Source organism: Marinomonas ushuaiensis DSM 15871 (assembly GCF_000521805.1).
Lineage (GTDB): Bacteria > Pseudomonadota > Gammaproteobacteria > Pseudomonadales > Marinomonadaceae > Marinomonas > Marinomonas ushuaiensis.
The window spans coordinates 157,537-180,130 of the sequence record NZ_JAMB01000004.1; the positions used below are offsets into that span (position 1 = coordinate 157,537).

Here is a 22,594-nt window from a genome sequence, read left to right on the forward strand (position 1 = left end):
AAGACTGCTTAGCAGTTTTTCAAAAGAAGAGTGATATTAATGAAATTATTAGTTAGAAACCTTGCCCGCGAAACAACGGAAGAAGAATTGCGAGCGTTATTTTCCACACATGGAACACTGCAGTCTTGTACTCTTGTTATGGACAAAGAAACGGGCGAATCAAAAGGTTTTGCCTTTGTTGAAATGCCTAAAGTCGGCGAAGCAAAAATTGCGATTAAAGCGTTAAATGGTACCGATGTTGAAGGTTCTAAAATTCGTGTGAAAAAAGCAGAAGACACAGCAGCAGCTAAAGATGACGCTGAAGAAAAGTAAAAACGCATTTTATCTGAATATTATTTTTTAATAAAAATAGATTCCGACAGAAGCGGTAATAAATAGGGCTATTAACTTAGCCCTTTTTCTTTTTTATTTCCACAAAGCGGTTTGTTTATTTTAGGAATGAGCGTCAGCAAAGGCTTTAATAAAGTCCACGTCCTTGTCTGCAATGGTATGAAAACTAAGCTTAATATAGTGTTTGTTGTTCTCATTAAAAATGTCGACTTGTGGGTCGCATAAAATTTTGATCGTCGCGATATTCCCTTCATGGATAGCTTTTAACTCTAGTTTCACCATTTTAGACCCTTGAAGACCTTCAGGTGCCTCTATTTCTATTTTTTTTGTAGAAATATGAGTGCAATGAATCGGCATAACAACGCCATTGGTTAAATAAAGAGAGCCTGTCCAAAAGCAACGAACATAGGGAGCATGTGTTATAGACACTGACTTTTATCCTTTCTTAGATGACGATTCAAGATCATAATTTTTTTTCGAAAAGACATTATAAAGTAAAAATCAGGTAGGTGTAATTTAGAAGGTATTTTGAATGCCTTTAACAGTCTATTCTAGTGGATTTTGATGGCAATAATGCTTGAAATTGCTTAACTCATAATTAGGACTTATGAGTTAGAAGCTAAGTAGACGTTTTTTCTTTGTATTCACAAAGGTCTTCAATAATGCAGGCGTCGCATTTTGGTTTGCGAGCTACGCAAATATAACGTCCGTGCAAAATCATCCAATGGTGTGCATCTAGAAGAAACTCTTTAGGGACAAATTTTAGCAGTTTCATTTCTACTTCTAGGACGTTTTTTCCTGGCGCTACTTTAGTGCGATTACCAAAGCGAAAGATGTGAGTATCAACCGCCATAGCGACTTGTCTAAAAGCGGTATTTAAAACGACATTAGCCGTTTTACGACCAACGCCGGGTAAAGCTTCCAGTTCTTCACGAGTTTCAGGAACAACACTGTTGTGTTGTTCAACGAGAATTTTGCAGGTTTTGATAGCGTTTTCTGCTTTGGCATTAAACAGCCCAATGGTTTTGATGTAGGTTTTTAAGCCATCTACACCCAACGCGAGCATTGTTTCTGGGGTATTGGCGACGGGAAAAAGCTTTCTAGTCGCCTTATTAACGCTAACGTCTGTGGCTTGTGCAGAAAATAAAACGGCAATTAAAAGCTCAAAAGGCGAGTTGTATTCAAGCTCAGTGACGGGATTCGGGTTCTCTGCTCTTAAGCGAGAAAAAATCTCATAACGTATCTCTTTGTTCACTTTATCTTGCCTTTATTCTTGTTCAGATTTTAACTAACTTGTCCGGTTACTCGAACGCGTTTTGATTCACTTGGGCCGTCTTTGGCTTTTTGTATCGCAAGGCGTTTTTTCTCACGCTCATCAAGGTAGTTTTTAAAGGCAATCAGTAAACCCAAGCCAATAAACGCACCCGGTGGTAAAACTACAAACAACACATTAGGGTAGTCGTCAAAAACCACCCATTTCCAATTGATGGCGATATCACCAAATAACAACTGCATGTCAGCGAATAAAGTACCTTGTCCGATCAGTTCACGCATCGCGCCAAGAGCAACCAGAATCACACCAAAGCCTAACCCCATCATTAAACCATCTAATGCAGAAGGCAAAACAGGATTACGGCTGGCGAAGGCGTCGGCGCGACCAAGAATCGCACAGTTGGTCACAATCAAGGGAATGAAAATCCCCAGAATCTGATACAACTCGTAAGTATAAGCCTGCATGATCAATTCAATACAGGTTGTGAACGAGGCAATAATCATCACAAAAGCAGGTAAGCGAACCGCATCAGCAACGTAGTTTCGAATCAATGACACAGCAATGTTGGAACCAACCAATACAACTAAAGTAGCTAAGCCCAATCCTAATGCGTTAACGACGGTACTGGTTACCGCAAGCATAGGGCACAAGCCCAATAACTGTACTAGAGCTGGGTTGTTTTTCCAGATGCCGTTGTAAATGATTTCAGCGTAGTTTGCACTCGGCTTGTTTTCAGTAATCGCGTCACTTGTGTCTGTTTCAGCGCTCATTTTAATCTATCCTAACGCGCTAACAGCGCATCTTTGTGTTGTTCAAAATATACGAGTGTGTTTTTTACGGCACGAACGACAGCGCGAGGTGTGATCGTCGCGCCAGTAAATTGGTCGAAGTTACCACCGTCTTTTTTCACCGCCCAGCCTTTAAGTGTCGGACTGGATAGCGAAGTATTTTCAAAACTTAGAATCCAATTGGATTTTTTCAAATCAACTTTGTCGCCTAAGCCGGGTGTTTCTTTGTGACTAATAACGCGACTGCCTGTGACAACACCGTCTTTATTTATGGCAACCAATAAATCCAAATTACCGTTGTAACCTCGTGGTGCGATGGTTTCAAAAATGATACCTGTGACGTCGCCATCTTTTCGAGCGATGTGGATTTTAATGCCTTCTGGGCTGCCTAGTAATGGGTCGGCAGGTAAAACGGCAACATCTGTCGTTAAGTCATTATCGTATAGGTCAGCAGGCAAAATTTCGTTAAAAGCTGAAATTTGCGCATTCAGAATGTTGTCTTTAATCGTGCTGCTAGTGAACTGATGAGTTAGAGCAATAAGTCCTGCTGTTAACACTGCAAAGATACCCAAACCGAAACTATTACGACGGATAGAGGCTAATAATTCCATTAGTTATCTTCTCCTATCTTCAAGCCTTTTTTGGCTTTCTTGTGACCATAAGTGCGTGGCTGAGTGTAATAGTCAATGAGTGGTGCAGAGAAGTTCATTAACAATACCGCAAAGGCAACGCCATCTGGGTAGCCGCCCCAAGTGCGGATAATGTAAATCAAAATGCCAATGCCAGCACCATAAATCAATTTGCCGCGATTACTGGTGCAAGAAGAAACAGGGTCGGTAGCGATGAAAAAGGCACCGAACATAGCGGCACCAGTTGTTAGATGGAACAGGGGTGTTGCTGTGTTGCTCATATCAAACAGATGGAAAACGCCTGCCATGATCAGCAGTGCGCCTAAAACAGCAACCGGAGTATGCCAAGTAATAATACGCAGCCAAAGTAAGCCAACTCCACCTACAAGATAGGCCATATTGACCCATAACCAGCTGTTAATGCTGGCGCTTTGCAGTGCCTCAATGGTCTGGAAAGCTGTTGCGCTGTCGACTAAATCTTTGTTCTTGAAGCCATCTAATGGTGTTGCCATTGTATAGCCATCAATGTTCGGTAAGTGATGGAAGATAGCTTGTAAGCTTTGTAAGAAAGATAAACTTTCACCTGATGCAACAATGGATTGAACGCCAAGCCATTGGCTCATTGGCACAGGGAATGATACAAGAACAATGGCATAACCAACCATGGCTGGGTTAAAAGGGTTATTGCCCAAACCGCCATAAAGTTGTTTCGCAAAAATAATTGCAAAGCTCACGGCTGTTACGGTTACCCACCAAGGTACGGTTGGCGGCAATGCTACGCCAAGCAAAACCGCAGTAAGTAATGCGCTGTAATCTTTTAAGAAGAAGGCGACGGAACGACGACGAATCGACAAAATAGCCGCTTCACATAACAAAGCCGCGATACTGGCAATCATTACGTTGATTAATGTTCCCCAGCCAAATAGCCAAGTTTGTACAGCGATACCTGGAAGGGTCGCCAAGATAACCATCTGCATCACCCAAGATGTGCGATGTCCTGCACGTTGGGTGTGGGGTGATGAAATCCTCAATAATGCCATTTAGTGATTCTCTTGCGTTGTTTCTTTCGAATGAGTAAGTTGTGCTAACAATGCTTCCGCGTCTTCTTGTTTTTGACGTGTAGCAGCGATTTCTTGCTGAATACTGTCTGCTACCTCTGGCTCATTATCTAGACGTTTAGTTAACTTGTTTATTTGTGCTTTTGCAGCGGCAATTTTTTGTTTCTTAATCTTGTTCGCCAAATCATTCGTAGCTGAGTCAGTTTTTGATTCTGGTAATTCTTGAGTGGCTTTCTGAGTGGTATTTCCATCAGTCGCTTCAAGAGCTGAAAGTTTTTCTTGTGCTTCCGCTAGTTTTTTAGGCCACTCAGATTCAGTGATTTCAGCCTCGTTTTTACCTTGCTCTTTCAATAGAGCAATATTTTTTTCTGCTTTCTTGATACCAGCTTTCGCAATGGCTAAATCGATTTTACGTTTCTTATCCGCGTCAGCGTTAGCAGGTACAGCCGCTTCTACTTTAGGTGTTATCGCTGGCGTCGACTCCTTTTCGAGAGCGGCAAGTTTTTCTTGTGCCTCTGTTAACTTCTTAGGCCATTCTGATGCTGTAATCTCAGCATCGTTTTTGCCTTGTTCTTTCAATAGAGTAATGTTCTTTTCCGCTTTCTTGATGCCTGCTTTGGCGATGGCTAAATCAATTTTGCGTTTCTTTTCTGCGTCGGCATCAGGGCTGTTTTGCGCTGGAGTAGAAACGGTCTTTGCGTCAGTTGACTGGGGGTTCGCTAAGGCTTTCTCTAATTCGTCAGCACGTTGTTGGGCTTCTTTTAATTGTTGGCGAATCGCATCCACTTCAGGTGCTTGAATCTCTTCCGCTTTCTGCAACGCTTTTTCGACTTTTTTAACGGCGGCTTTGGCAATCGCTGTGTCGATTTTAAGCTTTTTCAAGTCATCACTGATTGCAGCTTTAGGTGCAGTTGAAGCGGTACTTGCGGAGCCTAATTTGTCGACAGTGGCTTGTGCTGCTTTCAAATCAATTTCGAAATTAGTGATTTTGCCTTTTAGTTCTTGGTCATCCGGTGTTTCTTCTAGCTGCTTGTTAAGCTTTTTCAGTTTTACACCAATCAGAGCGACATCAATCTTAGCTTTTTTCAATTCATCATTGACCGCTGGTTTGCTTTGCGCGCTTGGTGTGGTTTGCACTGGAGCAGCAACCGGTGTCAGTTTGCTAAGTTGTTCTTCTAACAAAGCAAGTTGTGTTTCTTGCTCTGTTACTTGTAACTGCAATGTTTTGATGTCTTCAAGATGCTCATTTTCTTGAGCTTCAAGCAGAAGTTTTTGCGCTTTCTTCAATTTGGTTTTGCCAATTACCACATCGACTTTTAATTTTTTAGCTTCATCACTAATAGGCGCAGCTGGTGTTGGCGCTGCTTTAGATGGTGATGGTGCGGCTTTCGATGTTGTTGATTTGGCTGGTGTCGCTTTTTGACGAGCAAGGCGTTTTGCTTCTCGCTCAGCGGCTTCTGCGTCTTGACGAGCTTTACGTGCCTCAAAGCGTTGTTTCGCTAAATCAGCTTTAATGTTGGCCTCACGTGCTTCGCGAATGGCGCTCTTGGTGTGGCGATAGTATTGCACCAAAGGAATGCTGCTTGGGCAAACATAAGAGCAAGCGCCACACTCGATGCAGTCGAAAAGATTATAGTGCTCGGCTTTTTCGTGCTCTTGGCTTTTGCTAAACCAAAGTAATTGTTGAGGTAATAAGTTAGCGGGGCAGGCTTGCTCACACATTCCGCAACGAATACAAGCTTGTTCCGGTGCTGGTGGCGGAAGCTCTTTTTTCGTTGCTGCCAAAATACAGTTGCTGGTTTTGACGATAGGCACGGCGGCAGAATCGAGAGTGTAGCCCATCATTGGACCACCCATAACAAGCCTGTGAAGGTTGTTATGTTGAGATTCTGCATACTCTAATAAATGAGCAACAGGCGTTCCCAATAAAACGTCAACGTTTTGCGGTGCTTTTAACGCATCACCCGTTAATGTGGTGAAACGGGAAATTAATGGTTTGCCATAATGGATAGCGTCATGAACCGCAACACAGGTTCCGACGTTTTGACATAAGACACCGATGTCAGCAGGGTATTGTCCACTTGGAACTTCTTCGCCTGTTAGCAATTGGATCAGTTGTTTTTCACCGCCAGAAGGGTATTTAGTCGGTACAACAGCGACTTGAATGGGGCTGTTTTGTTCGCTCAATAAAGCGTTCAGCGAAGCAATGGCGGTTGGTTTGTTATCTTCGATGCCAATAACCACTTGGTCTGCATTCACAAGATGCTGGAGAATTTCAATGCCTGAAATAAGCTCTTGGGTTTTCTCTCGGATCAGCATGTCATCCGCTGTGATGTAAGGTTCGCATTCCGCCGCATTAACAATAAAATATTTAAGCGCGTTTTTGTGCGCGCCTTGCAGTTTTACTTGCGTAGGGAAACCAGCGCCGCCCATTCCTACAATGCCCATTTTTGCGAGATACGCTAAAACGTCGGTTTTGTCATTGCTTTGCCATTCGGTTAATGGATTTAATGTTGTCCATTCTTCTTTACCGTCTGGTTCTAGAATTAGACAAAGATCATTCAAGCCAGATGGATGAGCGATAGCGCGTTCTTCAATCGCAGTAATGGTGCCGGATGTTGGAGCGTGCAAACAGCTGCTTAAAAAACCGTTATTAATCGCAATGGTTTCGCCTTTTAATACGTGATCACCGACTTTGACCAAAGGGCGAGAGCTTTGTCCGATATGTTGCCCAAGTGGCAGGATAAGCTCACTTGGCAAGCGTGGACGACCCAAAGGAAGTTGCAAAGATTGCGCTTTGTTTTCTTCTGGGTGAATGCCGCCGTGAAACGAAAAAATTTGAGGTGTTTGCATTAGTGAGTCACCTCAGTTTGGCGGTCAGTGGCAATAATATTAAGAGAGTTCGCAGCGATACCTTGAGGTTTATCCCAAGACCATGTTTTTGCTGTCACGCCAATTTCTACCATATCAATACAATCTACTGGACAAGGTTCAACGCAAAGGTCACAACCTGTGCATTCATCAGCAATGACTGTGTGCATTTGTTTTGCTGCGCCTAAAATGGCGTCTACCGGACAAGCCTGAATGCATTTTGTACAGCCAATGCACTCGTCTTCACGAATCACTGCGACTTTGGTGGCGGCTTCTGTTCCATGATCGCCATCCAATGGAATCGCTTCTACATCCAATAAATCTGCTAAGGCTTGAATCGTCGCTTGTCCACCAGGAGGGCAATGGTTAATGGCTTCACCATTGGCAATGGCTTCTGCATATGGACGACAACCTGGGTGACCACATTGACCACATTGAGTCTGCGGTAAAAGCGCATCAATTTGCTCAACAATAGGGTCGCCTTCCACATGGAAACGCACATTGGCGTAACCAAGAATTGCGCCGAAAATAAGCGATAAAAGAACCAGAACCCCAATAGCAAGTAAAACAGTTAACATGCAGGCTCCTAAATCTGTACAAGGGCGGTGAAGCCCATGAAAGCCAGAGCCATAAGTCCTGCTGTGATCATGCCAATCGCAGAGCCTTTGAAAACAACCGGTACGTCAGCCACGTTGATACGTTCGCGCATGGCGGAGAATAGAATTAACACGAATGAGAACCCGACTGCAGCACCAAAACCATAAAGGATAGATTCGACGAAACCGTTTTGTTTGCTGATGTTTTGTAATGCCACGCCCAATACCGCGCAGTTAGTGGTAATAAGCGGTAAGAAAATACCTAAAACACGGTAAAGTAATGGACTGGTTTTGCGCACAACCATTTCAGTGAACTGCACCACAACGGCAATCACCAAAATAAACGAGATAGTTTGCAAGTACTCAAGCCCAAAAGGTTGAAGTATATAGGTGAAAGTAAGGTAGCTACATAGGCTCGACAGGGTCAATACAAAGGTTGTGGCCATCGCCATGCCAATAGACGTTTCCAGCTTCCCAGACACACCCATAAATGGGCAAAGTCCCAAGAACTGTACTAAGACAAAATTGTTAACCAGTATGGTACTGACTAGTATCAAGAGATATTCAGTCATCTCACGTCCAAAAAAAATATGGTGAATTGAATAGTATAGATACGAGTTTATAGGTGTATCTTTAATGGCGTAACTATACCAATCAGCTTATAACTAACAAAGCTAAAAGTGCTGTGTTTTTAGTCTGATTAAGTATATAGATAATAAGCTAGACTTATATAGATCGAGTTTATATTGAATTGAAAATTCTATTGCTTAGCTTATTAAGAACTCTTCTTATTTAGAGCGTTAATATTCAATAAGCCAAGCAATAGAGAGCTGGTCGTCGTTAATCTTACATAACACGCTGGCCGGGCTTGGCACCGCTGTGTGGCTCAAGCAGGTAAATTTCTTCGCCGCCAGGGCCTGCTGCTAATACCATGCCTTCAGACATGCCGAATTTCATTTTACGTGGCGCAAGGTTGGCAACCATCACTGTGTATTTGCCTTCTAAGTCTTCTGGCTTATAAGCTGACTTGATACCAGAGAAGACAGTGCGTGTTTCGCCACCAATGTCTAACGTCAGCTTCAACAGCTTATTGGCTTTCTCAACGTGCTCTGCTTTAGTGATCAAGGCAATACGAAGATCGACTTTGGCAAAGTCATCGAAATTAATTTCTGCTTCGATTGGTTCTTTCGTTAACTCAGTCTCTTCCTTCTTTGGCTGGGCTGCTTCTTGTGCCTTCAATTCAGCCTCTGCTTCTTCTTTGCCTTCGGCAATAATCGCGTCGATTTGTTTCTGATCAATACGACCCATAAGCGGTTTGAATGCATTTACAGATTTACCGAACAACAATTCGCTGCGGTTATCCCATGTTAATTCTTTACCAAGGAAGCTTTCTGCGTCAGCAACCAAATGCGGCATAACAGGTTTCAAGTAAGTCGCCAAAATACTGAACAAGTTCAAGGCAACGGTGCAGACTTCTTGAACCTTAGGCAGAGTCGCTTCGTCTTTCGCCAGTACCCAAGGTGCTTGGTCAGCGATGTAGGTGTTTGCGACATCGGCAAGGCGCATGATTTCACGAATCGCTTTACCGTATTCACGGCCTTCAAAATACTCTGCAATCATGTCGCCCGCGTCGATGAAAGATTGAATCATCTCGCCTTCGCTTACGTCGGTGGCTAATTGTCCGTCGAATTTCTTACCAATAAAGCTCGCTGTACGGCTGGCGATGTTCACCACTTTACCAACTACGTCTGAGTTCACACGTTGCTGGAAGTCTTGTAGGTTCAAGTCGATATCATCAACGCTCGAATTCAATTTCGCTGCGAAGTAGTAACGCAAGTATTGCGGGTCTAAATGATTCAAGTAAGTACGCGCTTTAATAAAGGTACCGCGAGATTTCGACATCTTCTTGCCATCAACCGTGACATAACCATGTGCGTTTACTTTGGTTGGCGTGCGGTAGCCAGCGCAATCCAACATCGCAGGCCAGAACAAGGCGTGGAAGTTGATGATGTCTTTACCGATGAAGTGGTAAAGCTCTGCGTCAGAATCTTTCGCCCAATAATCGTCGAAGTTCAAACCGTCAGTACGATCACATAGGTTTTGGAAACTCGCCATGTAGCCAATCGGCGCGTCTAGCCAAACGTAGAAATATTTGCCCGGCGCGTCAGGGATTTCAAAACCGAAGTAAGGCGCGTCGCGGCTGATATCCCATTCTTGCAAACCAGAATCTAACCATTCTGCTAACTTATTCGCCACTTGGTCTTGCAAAGTGCCGCTGCGAGTCCATTTCGCCAAGAAGTCTTGGAAGTCTGGAAGTTTGAAAAAGTAATGCTCAGATTCTTTCTCAACCGGTGTCGCGTCAGAGTAAACAGAACGCGGGTTGATCATTTCCATTGGGGAATAAGTCGCACCGCAGGCTTCACAGTTGTCGCCGTATTGATCTTCCGCTTTACATTTAGGGCAGGTGCCTTTGATGAAGCGATCCGCAAGGAACATTTCTTTCTCTGGGTCAAAGGCTTGCTTAATAGAGCGAACAGAGATTTTACCGTTGTCGCGTAATGCCTTGTAGATACTTGAAGAAATCTCGCGATTTTCATCTGAATGAGTAGAGTGGTAGTTGTCATACCCAATCAAGAAATCGTTAAAATCGGCCATGTGTTCTTGGCGAACGCCATCGATAAGCTCTTCTGATGTAATACCGTTTTGCGCCGCTTTAATCATAATGGCGGTGCCGTGCGCATCGTCCGCACAAACTGCCGTACAAAGATGGCCACGCATTTTTTGAAAACGTACCCAGATATCCGTTTGGATGTGCTCTAGCATGTGGCCTAAATGAATAGAGCCGTTTGCATAAGGAAGAGCGCTGGTGACTAATATTTTACGTTGCGTTTGTGCCATTTCTGATAAGCCTGCTGGATTAAAAAAGGTCGAATGCACTATCGGTAACTAAGCTAGAATAATGAATGAGTAAACAGAACAAAATTTAGATAGTACTTATGGATAGTATTTAGAAGGCGTAATTATAAGTCTCAGCCACTCGTGTGCAAGAGCTAGACTTGCTTTTCCGCAATTTGCCTCCATATTTGCCACATCATTTTAATTTATTTTTGCAAAGAGTGTTGAGAACAGTACAGAGAATTGTGCGATAACGAGATTTCATTTCTTATTTTCGCCACACCGACTGACTTTCTTCCTCACTAGGAGCGTTTCATGACAACCAATACGCAACAAACAGAATTGCTCGCGATACTAGAAAGCCTGATCGATGAAAACAGCGGTCAGCCTTATGGTTCTGTTTGGCAAATGACAGGCGATGAAAGTCGCCTGCATATATCACTAAATTTGGGTTATCCCGCAGAGATGGAACAAGCTTCATTAGAAGCTCGCATTAAAACTGCATTGGACGATAGCCGTGAAATTACGTTAGACATCGCTCACGAAGTAAAAAGCCAACCGACTCAAGGTAACATTACGGGCTTAAAAGGTGTGAAGAACATCATCGCTGTCGCGTCTGGTAAAGGTGGCGTCGGTAAATCAACAACCACAGTCAACCTTGCATTGGCGATGGCGAAAGAGGGTGCTCGCGTTGGTATTTTAGATGCGGATATTTACGGCCCAAGCCAAGGCATGATGATGGGTTTTGCCGATGGTACTCGACCAGAAGTGCGTGAAGATAAGTTCTTCATTCCACCAACTGCCTATGGCGTACAAGTGATGTCGATGGCGTTCTTGACAACCAAAGACACGCCCGTTGCATGGCGCGGACCTATGGTGACTGGCGCGTTAATGCAGATCTTGACGCAAACCGATTGGAACGACCTTGATTACTTGTTCATCGATATGCCACCGGGCACAGGCGACATTCAACTGACCTTGGCGCAAAAAGTACCGGTAGCAGGTTCTGTTATTGTCACCACGCCACAAGACATCGCCTTGCTTGATGCCCGTCGTGGAATTGAAATGTTCAACAAAGTAAAAATCCCAGTGCTTGGTGTGGTCGAAAATATGTCGACACACATCTGTTCTAACTGCGGTCATCATGAAGCCATCTTTGGTGATGAAGGTGGCGCGAGCCTTGCCAAAGAATACAGCGTCAACGTATTGGGTAAACTGCCACTGAGTTTGGCGATTCGTGAACAAAGTGACGCAGGTAAACCGATTGTAATAGATGCACCTGAAAGTGACGCGACTGGCATTTATCAGTCGATTGCTCGTAAGCTTGGTGCTACCCTAGCGGGAAATCAAGATTCATCTGATAACAAACAATTCGTCATGCCGACTATTGGCATGAGCGACGACTAAGGAAAAACAATGCGTTTGTGTGACCGAGATATCATCAAAGCCCTAGACGAAGGCTCTATCGCCATCGATCCTCGCCCAGACAATAGTGTCATCAGCGGCGTGTCAGTGGATTTACGATTGGGAAATTCGTTCCGAGTGTTTCAAGGTCACCCAGCGCCATATTTAGATTTAAGCAGCTCAAAAGAAGACCTAAACAAAGTTATCGAATCCGTCATGAGCGACGAGATTTTAGTCGACGACGGCAAACCTTTCTTTATCCATCCGGGTGAACTCGTGCTGGGCGTCACCAAAGAATCTGTCACTATTCCCGACAACCTTGTTGGCTGGTTAGACGGTCGTTCCTCTTTGGCTCGCCTTGGTTTAATGGTTCACTTCACCGCACACCGAATCGACCCTGGTTGGAGCGGCGGCATCGTATTGGAATTCCTCAACGGCGGCAAACTCCCAATCGCCCTCAGCCCAGGCATGACCATCGGCGCCATCAACTTCGAAACCATGTCGGGATCGGCGGATCGCCCTTATAACAAGCGCGAAGACGCGAAATACAAAGAACAGACTTCCGCCATCGGCAGTAGAATTTCCAGCGATAAATCGTAGAAATCTTCTGTTGGAATAAGAAAGAGGCTTCGGCCTCTTTTTTTGTGCCTAGTCTCTTCCCCTTTGTCTTTGAAGGGGAAGACGGAAGATGGGGTTTACCCTTTGTCATTGGGCCGAAAATTCATTTCAACCTAATCTTGAATAGCGAGCACGAAAATAAATTACATTTTATTTCCTTCGAGTTCAACAATCTCAATCTCACTTTCTTGTGCAAAATGTCTTTCAATTAGGTTTGCTTTTAGCTTGTTCACATCTGATGTATAGATGACATGAGCGAGACTACTTTTTGCTCGCGTAGATGTAACATAAAACAATCGTCTGGTGCGATCTAAACCAGTTTCCTCTCCCGAATCACGTTTATCTTGACTACTTTTAGACAGCGCCATCACTCCAAAATATTGTTCATAAGAAAACATGAATCCACCTGCCTCATCGTCATCCATAATAACCATAACACGTTCAAATTCGTTGCCTTTCACTCCTTGATGGGTTCTAAATATTGATTTGTCTTCTATGTATTCTTTATAGCTCTCGATTTGAAAAAAATTAGTTTCTAAAGCTTCTGCCCAAGCATTTATTTCACTATTATCCAGATCTTCTTTTTCTTCCTCGACATTCTGAGCACCTGCAGTTTTTTCGACCTCTGATCTAATACTTTTTTCATCAGAAATAGCAACAAATGATCTCAGCTTTTCTGGGATATTAAGTAAGTTATACTTCACTAATACTTCTAATACCGAGTGAAAGCTGACCTTATCCTTTAAAAGGCTCGCTTTAAACGCGAGCTCTGCATTTCGAGCAAGCTCTAGTGGATCTGTCTTGTTGGAATCGAGTGCATTTGCTTCCAACAAGGGAGATTTATTCTCTCTTAAAATAGACATCAATGTTGCTCTCTCCGCGTTTTTACTAGCTTCAGCTAAAGGAAAAACTACATTTGAGAAAAAGTTCAACTCTGTATTACTACCTTCAGATATTGTATTTTTTACTTTTTCTGCCTTTGAAAGCTTGTTCCAAAGTTCATCGAAACCAAGACGATGTCCTGCCATTTTATGTTCCAATAACAAAATAGCGGTTTCTTTGGATTCTGCATTTACCCAATCAGCATCTGTCGTTATTTCTGACATGGATATCCGAATTTTCTCTTCAATTACTTTTTTATTTTTTTACATTATGAGGAAGTAAAAAGTATCGAATATGACCATCTTTTGCTCCGTTTCGCGCATATTGCTTTCTTTTATCACTTTCATCACGAATTTGATTACCTAACCCAACAATGCGTTTGGCAGACCTATGATTCATTTTCTTATCAAAAGAGACCCAACCACTTGGTTTAGTCTTACCTAACTCAGCTTCTCCACCGCCAAAGATACGTTGCATAGTATCTCCAAATAACCCTATAACCACTTCATTTACTTTCATAGAAGCCAATTCAAAAAATGAATTGATAACATTTTTATCGGTGTCCTGACTTTCATCAATAAATATAAAAGGAAATTTATTTACTATAACTTCAGCCATCATTGGTTTAGTTATCAAAAAATGAGCAAAAATCTTCAAAACATCTGTATGTGACAATGCGTTTTTAGAGGAACTGACACCACTTGGATCATAAGTAAATGAGCGTGATTCAGCTAACCAATCTATCTTTTCTTTTAATCGAGTGATTGTTCTCTTTCGCGCATCTGATGCTTTACCTGCACGACCTTTCTCCTCTTTTTTTTCAAGTTCGCCTAAATCGAAAGGAATTTTTTCCAAGTACCATTTACGAATATCTTCATTAAATCCAGTGATAGCAGACCAACAAAAGCTATGGATAGTTGATACTGAAAAGATAGGATTTTGTTCGATCCTATCAACGATTTCGTTTGCGGCATTATTTGTAAAGGTTACAACTGCAATTCGTTTTCCTTGACGAGAGAAGTTATCTGAATGTTGAGATTTTAAGAATTCGAGAGCCTTCTTTAAAGAATAGGTTTTACCAGAACCAGCACCTGCAAAGGTAATGAAGTTTTTTCCCGACCCAATTTGAAGGCATTCTTTGATAACTACATCAATATCATCGTCCTGCTCAATATGTTTAGTTTCCGCTAAGAAAAGATATTCCGACATAAGTTCCCCCTAAACTTTTGGTGATAATTGAGTTTCTAACCACTTAAGACCATCTCTCATATACTCAGGAGGTGTAAGTTTATTATTTGTATTGTCCGCTAGGTAAAAAAGACAATCAAAAGCAAAGTCACCTTTCTTTAAGCCTTGTACATATTGATAGAGCGACTTTGATAATGGTTCACCATTCTTTTCAAAATCAGCTTTGGCTTCTTTAATCTTTGCCTTCCTTTGGAAATATTCATTTTCAAAATTTGCTAAAATTAAAGCGTCTTCAAATGTTCGAGATAAAACCTCTTTACCTAAAACTTCCATTGGTTTTTGATAAGCAATGTAAAGTAGAGCACCTTCGCTTATTGTTGCATGTCCACTTTCTGCCAAATCGACTAAATCTTCTAATAACTCTTTCTTTGGATGCCATTTCTTCAAGGTATCATTATTACTTTTCTGCTCAACTCCTCTCTCAGGTGCACAAGACTTCTTATCACTATTAACAGAGTCAATATCTGTCATAACTAAAGTGACAATACCAAGTTTTTCTACCAATTCTTTATACTTATGAGTATGGGCTCCACTTACCTCCAACATAGATATATATTTATTAGTCAATCCAGAGAAGTTTTGAGTAATAAACTCAGGGACAAGAAGACGCTCCGCTTGCCCTTCGACAAAAATAATGCCATCAGCAAAGAAAATATCACAATGAGTCAATTTTAAATGCTTTCTAACAAACAGAAGTGCCTCTTTCGGCTTAGAAAAAAGCTCTGACATATTGGCAATGAATGTATGATCCATCAATATGCTTTCATTAGCATTATTACGTTTAAAGTAACGTAAATCTTTGAAATCGATATTGTTTATAATATGACTAGAGTGAGTGCTAATCAGAAGCTGAGTCTGATAATCAGGTTTATCTATTTTTGTACTCTTATCACACAAGTTGGGATGGTTTCGTAGTGTACTATAAGCTTTAGATACAAATACCTGCTGCACTTGAGCATGTAGATTTACTTCTGGCTCTTCAAGTAAAACTAAATGAATAGGTTCTATCATCTCTTCAAGCTTTCCTTCTATTAAGGCTGATTTTCCAACGCGCATCCATTTATCGCGAAATTCAAGAAGTCTGAATGTCAGGTATATAAGGTTCTGATAACCTAATCCTAAATAACTCTCTGGAAGAAACTCTTCTTCATCTTTATCAAACCTATATCTAACAGAGGACGATTTTTGCAAAGCATCTGTTCCACTAATCTTTGCAGCAATTTCAACCGTTGGGTTACCGCCAATACCCGGATACCCCATATTTTTCAGCTCCTCGAAAGGATCTTTGAATTGCTCATTCAATCTATTAGTGAATCCCTCCTCCAGCTCTTGTTGTTGCCCTAGTACCTTAAGATCTTTCTCCTCAGGGAAATCTTCAGGATTCAAAATACGATCGTAATATTCTCGAAGTAATTTGTTGAGTCGCTGTTTTTCTGAATACGGTCCTTTTTGCTCTGTATTATCTTCAGCTCCTAATCCTCTTTGTTCGGATATAACGTCTACTCGAATTAACTTTTTTAACGCATCAGATTTTAAAGGTTGTAAAATGTCACTTGCATTAGGCGCCTGTTTTCTACTTAAAATATAGTGCTTTTGTCTAATATATTTACTTAAATTCTGGCCTTTCTCTAAGTAATCACATAAATCTTTTGGCCATAAATTGACCTTAGCGTTATGTCCTGACACTACATTTTTTGCATCGATGAAATCGCGAAAGAGTTTGGATATATCTACAGCTTCATAGGCTATACGAACAGATAGAGTACCGCCTCTCCATTCTAAATCAGGTAAAATATCACGAACTTTATACGCATCACTTACATCTGCAGTGATATCAATATCTAAGCTTGGTAATAATTTAGCTAGATCATCAGCCCGCTCATGCATTTCTTCGCTAGTCGGAAATTCTGATTCAGTTTTTTTACCTAGATTTTGGATTTCTTTCCAATTTTGTTTAGATATATCTCGAATTTTAAGGTTATCTGGGCTTTTAAGAAATGTATGTAGAGCGCTAATACAGGAAGTTTTTCCGCTATTATTAGCACCTACAAGAACTGTTTTTTTGTCATCAAGTACTAAAGTTACATCGACTAATCGTCGATAATTTTTAAGAATAAAAGAGGTGATTTTCATATAAGAAACCCTTAATAGATGGAGTTCATCAACAAGGATTATAAGAAAGGCAATGTAATAAAAACTCCATCTTCCCTTACATCAATCCCTGACAATCATTCCACATTACTCTGAAAGCACTTTAGACACCATGTTTCTATGTGTGTTTATTGGTCAATTATGAATAATCGGAGGCAGAGTATATTCAAGGGGTCAGTGTCGTTGATTTCAGAGTTTCTCATTTCCACGTTCCTGTGTGAGAATGAGATATAGATTTTCTGGAGAACGGATATGGCTGATCAATCAAATACGTTTTTTAAGCAAGCCTTAAAACTCAGCTTAGATGAAAGAGTGTAAGTCATTGAGGGGCTGCTTGCTAGTTTGGGTCATTCTGATAAAAACATGGACAGTATTTAGACTACAGAAGTTGATGATTTGCTGGATGATTATCTCTCGTCTCGAAATAGCTTTTTAATTCATACGATTTAAAATCTAAACCGTCACAGCCCAATGGTTTCCTGTTTCTTCTAGTAGTATTTCCCTTGCTGCTTGTTTTGCTTCTGTGTCAGAAAGTAGGTCGAGAAAGAATCCTACTGAGCTATTTTTTTCTAGTTTCTCCATGTACAAAGAGCGCAGTGCTGCGTCGGTTGTGCGTGGGATTTCTGATTTACCTTTTTCATATCGAGCGATGGTTTGCTCTGACACGCCAAAACGATGCGACAGCATTTTTTGAGATAGATTTAACTCTACTCGTAAAAACTTAAACTCAGCAGGGCGTAATGCCGTGCGGCTGTCCGCTATTACTTGTGCAATGGCCGAATGAAGGTTGTTCATATCATCAATGCTGGTGTATTCCTCGTTATCTATTCGCTCAACGGTGAAGCCATTTTTTAGATAAACATTTTGTAATCCACACTCAATGTAGTGGTACATGATTTTGCTCCTAATGAACCCAAACTGTTATCAGTATTGTGCTTAGATTATTACAATGATTTTTAATTGCGAGAGTAAGCTCAATGATTGATCCTGCGGCCATGCCTTAATCTGCTTGAGGGTTTGATTTGTGATGAGCTGATTATTTCCATGCCAGAGTAATTGTTGAGCTAAAATCCAATCTGCATTTTTTTCATCTTTATTTTAGGAGGAGTTATTCTGAAAATACGAGTGTAAATTTCTTTGTAACAAATCTATTGTTGAATTTTAAGTTAATGTGAAATAGTGTGTCTTAGGTTAAAAACAAACTATATATTATAAGATTGGCTGGGTTGCTTGCTTTAACATTGTTGCCTTTCACCTTAGTAAAGGTGAATACGTAATGAAAGTTAGATGGAGGTGATTCCATTAAATTTTTTAAACATTAAATAGAGAATGTAATGAAAAAAATTATAGGGATATTGCTTCTGGCAACTAGTTTTTCAGTAATAGCGGTTGATGGTTATAAAGATATTTATATCGATAAAGACAAAGACATCATTATTCATGGCATGCTTTGTGGCGACGATTTGAATGACTTAAGTCAATTCCAACCTTCCTCTGTCTATACGAATACACCTGACGTCGAGAAGGGGACATACTACTTTAAGTCGCCTTATGGTGAGTTTTCGCTGACGTTTAATACCACTGCAAATGAGTTGATTATGGTTCGTGGATTGTTGCAAAACGGGCAAACATCAAAAGACGATATGGTGAAGAAGCTTTGTATTGTGAAGTATGCAGAAGGGTTGCCGCCAGGTGTTGCTAAATATGTTCAGCAAAAGGTCATTAAAGCTGGCGATAAAGACCTTGAGTTATACGAGGCTGTATCCGGATCACCAGCCATTGGAAAAGGTCAGTATTAACTCCGAATAGACTTTTTTTAAATTTCATTTATTTAATCATTATCATTTATATTCGATTGTGTTTTTATTTGTTTTTATTACCGTATTAATATTATTTTTCTTTGAAAAATAGTATGTGTTATTCGCTATATTATGGAATTGTTTTTGTATTTTAATTAAGTCCCGTTTTTTTGCTTTTAACTGCTTTTATTATATTGCTGACATGCTTTTTTTCTTGGCATTCTATGCGCACATTAGCAGAAAAAAAACATGGAAAATTAAAGCACTCCTAAAAAGCGCTATTCTTCTTACTAAGAATAGCGCTCGATCTAGGCTTTAAAGGTACATATCCTATACCGCTTTATAAGCAGCAAGAGCAATTGCGTTTGGTTTTTTCCATTTTACCAATGCCTGGGTTAAAGGTGTTGGTAGGATCGAGCTTTTTATAAAATTGTACTAAGGCATCTTCTGCTTTATACAAATGTCCCACGTTGTGTTCCGCTGGGTATTTAGCGCCACGATCATCTAGAATTTTTAGCATTTCTGCTTTTACTTCTTTTGCGTTAACACCTTTCTTTAGAACGTAGTCTTGATGGAATACATGACAGAAGAAGTGACCGTAGTACAAAGGTTTATCGATTTTATCTTGTAATGAAGCTGGAAGTTGCTCAACCCAATCAAACTCGTTTCGACGTAGCGCAATGTCCAATGCGATCAACTCTCCAACCTCTTTTTGATGGATCAATTCATAACGCATTGCGGCGCCTGCAGCAGCAAAACGAAGTAAAAAAGCGCCACTCGCTTCTTCACCTGTACATTCGAAGTATGCACCATTGTCTTTATCCGCAAAAAATTCAGGAATGATTTGCTCTGCTTCTGCTATTCCGTCATCACTCACTTTTAAAATAAGGTAATGTTCGTAGTCTTTTCTATACTGCAACAAACGCTTAGGTAAGTGTTCTGGGAACAATTTAGCTACAAATTGCATAATTCGATCGGTAGGAGAATCGGGTAGGAACGAAATTTTCTTTAATATCGCATCAATCTTACCCTTCACTGCAAACAGCTTAGGCATTCGGTCTGTGCCTAAATACTTCACGCTTAAGAATGTATCTTTGCCGTATTTTTGTGCGACATCAAAAATATCGCGATGAATGTATTCACCGACTTCAGGCAAGTTAGTGCATTCTGACAAAATTCTGCGTCTTAATTGTGTCAAAGCAGATGCGTTATTTGTTCCTATATAAAACGTTTTTTCCTTTTTGGCCACTGGAAAACTATCGAGTCTAACCGCGAAAACAGCGAGTTTACCGGCGCAACCACTGGCTTCATATAAGCGCGATGGATCGGCATTAAAACGACTTGGAGTATCCGCATCAACATCACGCAATAGATCTTGATAATTTCTTGCGCTGGCCTGTTTACCAGAGCCGGCTTTGCCACTTTCATCGGAATAGGTGTCAACATAGGAATGGTCGAAATTACCATGTTCCAAATTTTGTAAAATTTCTTCTGGGGATTCGCCTAAATCAATGCCTAGATGATTAACGAGATTAAGTTCTCCCTTCTCATTAACCTGAGCAAAGAGTGCTAATTCAGTATAGGCAGGTCCTCGTTTTATTAAGGCACCTCCAGAATTGTTCGCAACACCACCAACAATAGTCGCACCAAGGTTAGAAGAGCCAATGACCGAATGTGGCGAGCGTGATAAAGGTTTTAGAGTTTTCTCAAGCGTGTGTAAGGTCGTACCAGGAAAGCCCAGTACCTGCTCACCTTTACCCAACATAACGAGTTGATTCATTGCAAGTGTATTGATAACAACAACGTCACGATCATAATTGTCACCACTCGGAGTAGACCCTTCCGTTAACCCTGTTTTAGCGGCTTGCATTATCACTATGCAGTCATGCGCAATGCAGACTTCTAATACGCGCCAATAGTCCACTAAGTTTTGAGGGAAAAGGACAGTCAGTGCAGAGCCTTTGCCAGAACGCCACCCGGAACGATAATGTTCGGTACGACTTTCATTGGTTTCAACATATTCGTTTGATAGTATTTTTTGGAATTCTGCGACTGCGGGGTGCTGGGACATTTTCTCTCTCCGAAAGCTAAGTCATTATTTTTACACTGAACTCTATAACTTCAACGAAGGTTAATATATAGTCAAAAACAATTTCATTCTTTCCTTTTTTGACATAATAAGGCTGATAAACTCATGGTAAAGGCAGATGACATCTTGCTGTTTGTTCATGTGGTAGAAGAGGCTTCTTTCTCTCGTGTGTCTGAAAAATTACGCATAACTATGTCGGTTGTCAGTAAGCGAATTACACGATTAGAAAAGGACCTCAATGTACAATTACTCTATCGAACAACGCGAAAGCTCAGTTTAACAGAAGCTGGGCAAGCACTTTATAAAAAAGCCAAAATTGCACAGTTAGCAGTACAAGATGCCAAGGATGTGGTAGCAGGTTTTAGTAGTGATGTGCGAGGTAAGATACGGATTACTATGCCTGTGGTAACGGCAAACCTTGTACTTAATCGTGCTGCGGTAGAGTTTTGTGAGCAATACCCTGGTATTGAATTAGAACTAAATGTCACTAATAGACTGTCTAATATTTTAGATGAAGGCTTTGACCTAGCCATTCGTACGGCGGATTTAGGTGATTCTTCTTTAGTCGCAAGGCGCTTAGTCGATTCACAATGGTGTGTCTGCGCAACGCCCGAATATCTTCATATTCATGGAGCCCCGCAACACCCAGACGATCTGATGAAACACCACTGTTTACTTTATAAATACTCAGGTAAAAAGCCAGATCCTTGGAGTTTTCAGGTTGAAAATACGGATTTAAATTGTCATGTTACAGGACGTTTTCAAGCGGATAATTTAGACAGTATTAAGCAAGCGGCAATGAGCGATTTTGGTGTTGCTTATCTGCCTAGAGCCCTTATTTTTAATGAATTAAAATCCGGTGAATTGGTTACTTCTCTTGATGAATTCGCCAATAAAAAATTGGGCATATATGCTGTTTACCCCAATACGCGTTTAGTCGATAAAAAATTAACCTTGCTGATTGAACACTTCCGTAACGCGTTACAGCAAAATAAAAGTTATTTTAGTTAGGTTGATTGTTGCCAAAATTGAACAAATTAATTTATTAAGGAAGCGTCTAATAGTGGGAATTAGAGTTAAGTTAAAATTAGAGCTTATTCTGGCCCTATGCTCTGATGATAGAACCATCCTAGTTTGCTCTCCTTCTCCCTAACCACTATCATTCACGCCACCCAACCAAAGCTCCTTACCTATGCGCCTTTTAAAATCCTCTGTTCACCCAAGTCTGTCGTCTCTCGATCAATCTAGTTTTCTGCGCCTTGCGGCACGTGGGATTATTCTGCGTGGTGAGAAAGTCTTGATGTTGTATACACAGCGTTACGATGATTACACCTTACCGGGTGGTGGAGTTGATGAAGGTGAGAATCAGGTTGAGGGTTTAATCCGTGAGTTAACAGAGGAGACGGGTGCGCAGAATATTCGTAATGTTGAAGCCTTCGGTATGTATGAAGAATTTCGCCCTTGGCACAAGGAAGATTTCGATATTGTCCAAATGAAGTCTTACTGCTATACCTGCGATATTGATGAAGAATTAGGTGAGACGAGCCTAGAAGATTACGAAGTCAAAAATGGCATGAAAGCTGTTTGGATAAATGTCCATGATGCGATTAAGCACAATCTAGATACGATTAAAAATAGTGATAAAAAAGGCATGTCGATTGAACGAGAAACCTTTTTGTTGTTTCTGATTAGGGATGAGTTGTTAGTGGCTTTGAAATGACTCAAGAGTTTTGGCTGCTTTTTAAGAATCAGAATCCTTAAAAACAATTTATATTGTGACGTATATTGTCATAGGATATTTAAGGGTTCTGATCCACTTTAATTCGGTAAGTATTAATCCAATCAACAATCACTAAGCAAGGCGTATGAACTTGTTTAACAATAGGCATACGATATACGAGTCGTCGGCTTGTGTATTCCTAGGTTCCTCAGAGCAACTCTGCTGGTCTGTTCCAATGCAGAC

At 41.1% G+C, this 22,594-nt stretch carries 20 protein-coding genes; 6 read left to right on the top strand and 14 right to left on the bottom strand.

The window, feature by feature from the left end; translation table 11 throughout:
• The first annotated feature begins 39 nt into the window (after window positions 1-39).
• The gene (locus tag MUS1_RS06555) at window positions 40-312 is read left to right on the top strand and encodes an RNA recognition motif domain-containing protein (RefSeq protein WP_036160359.1); all 273 of its coding nucleotides are present in this window, start codon (window positions 40-42) and stop codon (window positions 310-312) included.
• Window positions 313-432: 120 nt separating this feature from the next.
• On the opposite strand, the gene MUS1_RS06560 is transcribed toward MUS1_RS06555, so the two are convergent.
• The 9 genes from MUS1_RS06560 to metG form a co-directional block, all read right to left on the bottom strand.
• Window positions 433-759, bottom strand: coding sequence for a hypothetical protein (locus MUS1_RS06560; protein WP_036160361.1), 327 nt, complete (start codon window positions 757-759; stop codon window positions 433-435).
• A 190-nt stretch (window positions 760-949) separates the two neighbouring features.
• Complete coding sequence (gene nth, locus MUS1_RS06565) at window positions 950-1,585, bottom strand: endonuclease III (protein ID WP_036160362.1); 636 nt, start codon at window positions 1,583-1,585, stop codon at window positions 950-952.
• Window positions 1,586-1,614: 29 nt separating this feature from the next.
• A complete protein-coding gene (locus tag MUS1_RS06570; RefSeq protein WP_036160364.1) occupies window positions 1,615-2,373 on the bottom strand; it encodes an electron transport complex subunit E in 759 nt (252 codons plus the stop codon).
• A gap of 11 nt (window positions 2,374-2,384) precedes the next feature.
• On the bottom strand, window positions 2,385-3,002 hold the full coding sequence (gene rsxG, locus MUS1_RS06575; protein WP_036160365.1) for an electron transport complex subunit RsxG: 618 nt from the start codon (window positions 3,000-3,002) through the stop codon (window positions 2,385-2,387).
• A complete protein-coding gene (rsxD, locus tag MUS1_RS06580; RefSeq protein ID WP_036160367.1) occupies window positions 3,002-4,060 on the bottom strand; it encodes an electron transport complex subunit RsxD in 1,059 nt (352 codons plus the stop codon). Before rsxD ends, rsxG begins: the two co-directional genes overlap by 1 nt.
• On the bottom strand, window positions 4,061-6,931 hold the full coding sequence (gene rsxC, locus MUS1_RS06585; RefSeq protein ID WP_036160368.1) for an electron transport complex subunit RsxC: 2,871 nt from the start codon (window positions 6,929-6,931) through the stop codon (window positions 4,061-4,063).
• On the bottom strand, window positions 6,931-7,527 hold the full coding sequence (gene rsxB, locus MUS1_RS06590; RefSeq protein ID WP_036160370.1) for an electron transport complex subunit RsxB: 597 nt from the start codon (window positions 7,525-7,527) through the stop codon (window positions 6,931-6,933). Before rsxB ends, rsxC begins: the two co-directional genes overlap by 1 nt.
• An 8-nt stretch (window positions 7,528-7,535) precedes the next feature.
• A complete protein-coding gene (gene rsxA / locus MUS1_RS06595; protein ID WP_036160371.1) occupies window positions 7,536-8,117 on the bottom strand; it encodes an electron transport complex subunit RsxA in 582 nt (193 codons plus the stop codon).
• Window positions 8,118-8,391: 274 nt separating this feature from the next.
• Window positions 8,392-10,443, bottom strand: coding sequence for a methionine--tRNA ligase (gene metG / locus MUS1_RS06600; RefSeq protein ID WP_036160372.1), 2,052 nt, complete (start codon window positions 10,441-10,443; stop codon window positions 8,392-8,394).
• A gap of 312 nt (window positions 10,444-10,755) precedes the next feature.
• Between metG and apbC the strand changes: the two genes are divergently transcribed.
• Together apbC and dcd are read left to right on the top strand one after the other, a co-directional pair.
• Window positions 10,756-11,847, top strand: coding sequence for an iron-sulfur cluster carrier protein ApbC (gene apbC, locus MUS1_RS06605; protein ID WP_051436144.1), 1,092 nt, complete (start codon window positions 10,756-10,758; stop codon window positions 11,845-11,847).
• Between the two features lie 9 nt (window positions 11,848-11,856).
• Window positions 11,857-12,444 carry a dCTP deaminase gene (gene dcd, locus MUS1_RS06610; protein ID WP_036160374.1) on the top strand — a complete coding sequence of 196 codons (588 nt, stop codon included), beginning with the start codon at window positions 11,857-11,859 and terminating at the stop codon, window positions 12,442-12,444.
• Window positions 12,445-12,605: 161 nt separating this feature from the next.
• On the opposite strand, the gene MUS1_RS16175 is transcribed toward dcd, so the two are convergent.
• From MUS1_RS16175 to MUS1_RS06625, 4 genes are all read right to left on the bottom strand, one after another.
• Window positions 12,606-13,568: a hypothetical protein gene (locus tag MUS1_RS16175; RefSeq protein WP_211236433.1), complete on the bottom strand. Its 963-nt coding sequence runs from the start codon at window positions 13,566-13,568 to the stop codon at window positions 12,606-12,608.
• A gap of 31 nt (window positions 13,569-13,599) precedes the next feature.
• Window positions 13,600-14,553, bottom strand: coding sequence for a UvrD-helicase domain-containing protein (locus MUS1_RS16180; RefSeq protein WP_211236434.1), 954 nt, complete (start codon window positions 14,551-14,553; stop codon window positions 13,600-13,602).
• A 9-nt stretch (window positions 14,554-14,562) separates the two neighbouring features.
• Entirely contained in the window at window positions 14,563-16,725 is a 2,163-nt protein-coding gene (locus MUS1_RS06620; RefSeq protein ID WP_036160377.1) for an ATP-dependent nuclease, read from the bottom strand.
• A 471-nt stretch (window positions 16,726-17,196) separates the two neighbouring features.
• On the bottom strand, window positions 17,197-17,637 hold the full coding sequence (locus MUS1_RS06625) for a helix-turn-helix domain-containing protein (RefSeq protein ID WP_036160380.1): 441 nt from the start codon (window positions 17,635-17,637) through the stop codon (window positions 17,197-17,199).
• A gap of 440 nt (window positions 17,638-18,077) precedes the next feature.
• Here MUS1_RS06625 and MUS1_RS06630 point away from each other — a divergent pair, with 440 nt between their 5' ends.
• Complete coding sequence (locus MUS1_RS06630) at window positions 18,078-18,542, top strand: hypothetical protein (RefSeq protein WP_036160382.1); 465 nt, start codon at window positions 18,078-18,080, stop codon at window positions 18,540-18,542.
• A gap of 340 nt (window positions 18,543-18,882) precedes the next feature.
• Here MUS1_RS06630 and dld read toward each other — a convergent pair whose 3' ends face one another.
• Window positions 18,883-20,613, bottom strand: coding sequence for a D-lactate dehydrogenase (gene dld, locus MUS1_RS06635; protein WP_036160385.1), 1,731 nt, complete (start codon window positions 20,611-20,613; stop codon window positions 18,883-18,885).
• 123 nt (window positions 20,614-20,736) lie between these two features.
• Between dld and MUS1_RS06640 the strand changes: the two genes are divergently transcribed.
• Window positions 20,737-21,642, top strand: a complete 906-nt coding sequence (locus tag MUS1_RS06640) for a LysR family transcriptional regulator (RefSeq protein ID WP_036160388.1) — start codon at window positions 20,737-20,739, stop codon at window positions 21,640-21,642.
• Window positions 21,643-21,823: 181 nt separating this feature from the next.
• Window positions 21,824-22,351 (top strand): NUDIX hydrolase, encoded by a 528-nt coding sequence (locus tag MUS1_RS06645; RefSeq protein WP_036160391.1) that lies wholly within the window; start codon window positions 21,824-21,826, stop codon window positions 22,349-22,351.
• Window positions 22,352-22,594: the final 243 nt, after the last annotated feature.

Bases quoted from the DNA above. Each gene is read 5' to 3' on its own strand.
- MUS1_RS06555 (WP_036160359.1), top strand. From the start codon at position 40: ATGAAATTATTAGTTAGAAACCTTGCCCGCGAAACAACGGAAGAAGAA.
- MUS1_RS06570 (WP_036160364.1), bottom strand. From the start codon at position 2,373: ATGAGCGCTGAAACAGACACAAGTGACGCGATTACTGAAAACAAGCCG.
- rsxG (WP_036160365.1), bottom strand. From the start codon at position 3,002: ATGGAATTATTAGCCTCTATCCGTCGTAATAGTTTCGGTTTGGGTATC.
- rsxD (WP_036160367.1), bottom strand. From the start codon at position 4,060: ATGGCATTATTGAGGATTTCATCACCCCACACCCAACGTGCAGGACAT.
- rsxC (WP_036160368.1), bottom strand. From the start codon at position 6,931: ATGCAAACACCTCAAATTTTTTCGTTTCACGGCGGCATTCACCCAGAA.
- rsxB (WP_036160370.1), bottom strand. From the start codon at position 7,527: ATGTTAACTGTTTTACTTGCTATTGGGGTTCTGGTTCTTTTATCGCTT.
- rsxA (WP_036160371.1), bottom strand. From the start codon at position 8,117: ATGACTGAATATCTCTTGATACTAGTCAGTACCATACTGGTTAACAAT.
- metG (WP_036160372.1), bottom strand. From the start codon at position 10,443: ATGGCACAAACGCAACGTAAAATATTAGTCACCAGCGCTCTTCCTTAT.
- apbC (WP_051436144.1), top strand. From the start codon at position 10,756: ATGACAACCAATACGCAACAAACAGAATTGCTCGCGATACTAGAAAGC.
- dcd (WP_036160374.1), top strand. From the start codon at position 11,857: ATGCGTTTGTGTGACCGAGATATCATCAAAGCCCTAGACGAAGGCTCT.
- MUS1_RS16175 (WP_211236433.1), bottom strand. From the start codon at position 13,568: ATGTCAGAAATAACGACAGATGCTGATTGGGTAAATGCAGAATCCAAA.
- MUS1_RS16180 (WP_211236434.1), bottom strand. From the start codon at position 14,553: ATGTCGGAATATCTTTTCTTAGCGGAAACTAAACATATTGAGCAGGAC.
- MUS1_RS06620 (WP_036160377.1), bottom strand. From the start codon at position 16,725: ATGAAAATCACCTCTTTTATTCTTAAAAATTATCGACGATTAGTCGAT.
- MUS1_RS06625 (WP_036160380.1), bottom strand. From the start codon at position 17,637: ATGTACCACTACATTGAGTGTGGATTACAAAATGTTTATCTAAAAAAT.
- MUS1_RS06630 (WP_036160382.1), top strand. From the start codon at position 18,078: ATGAAAAAAATTATAGGGATATTGCTTCTGGCAACTAGTTTTTCAGTA.
- dld (WP_036160385.1), bottom strand. From the start codon at position 20,613: ATGTCCCAGCACCCCGCAGTCGCAGAATTCCAAAAAATACTATCAAAC.
- MUS1_RS06640 (WP_036160388.1), top strand. From the start codon at position 20,737: ATGGTAAAGGCAGATGACATCTTGCTGTTTGTTCATGTGGTAGAAGAG.
- MUS1_RS06645 (WP_036160391.1), top strand. From the start codon at position 21,824: ATGCGCCTTTTAAAATCCTCTGTTCACCCAAGTCTGTCGTCTCTCGAT.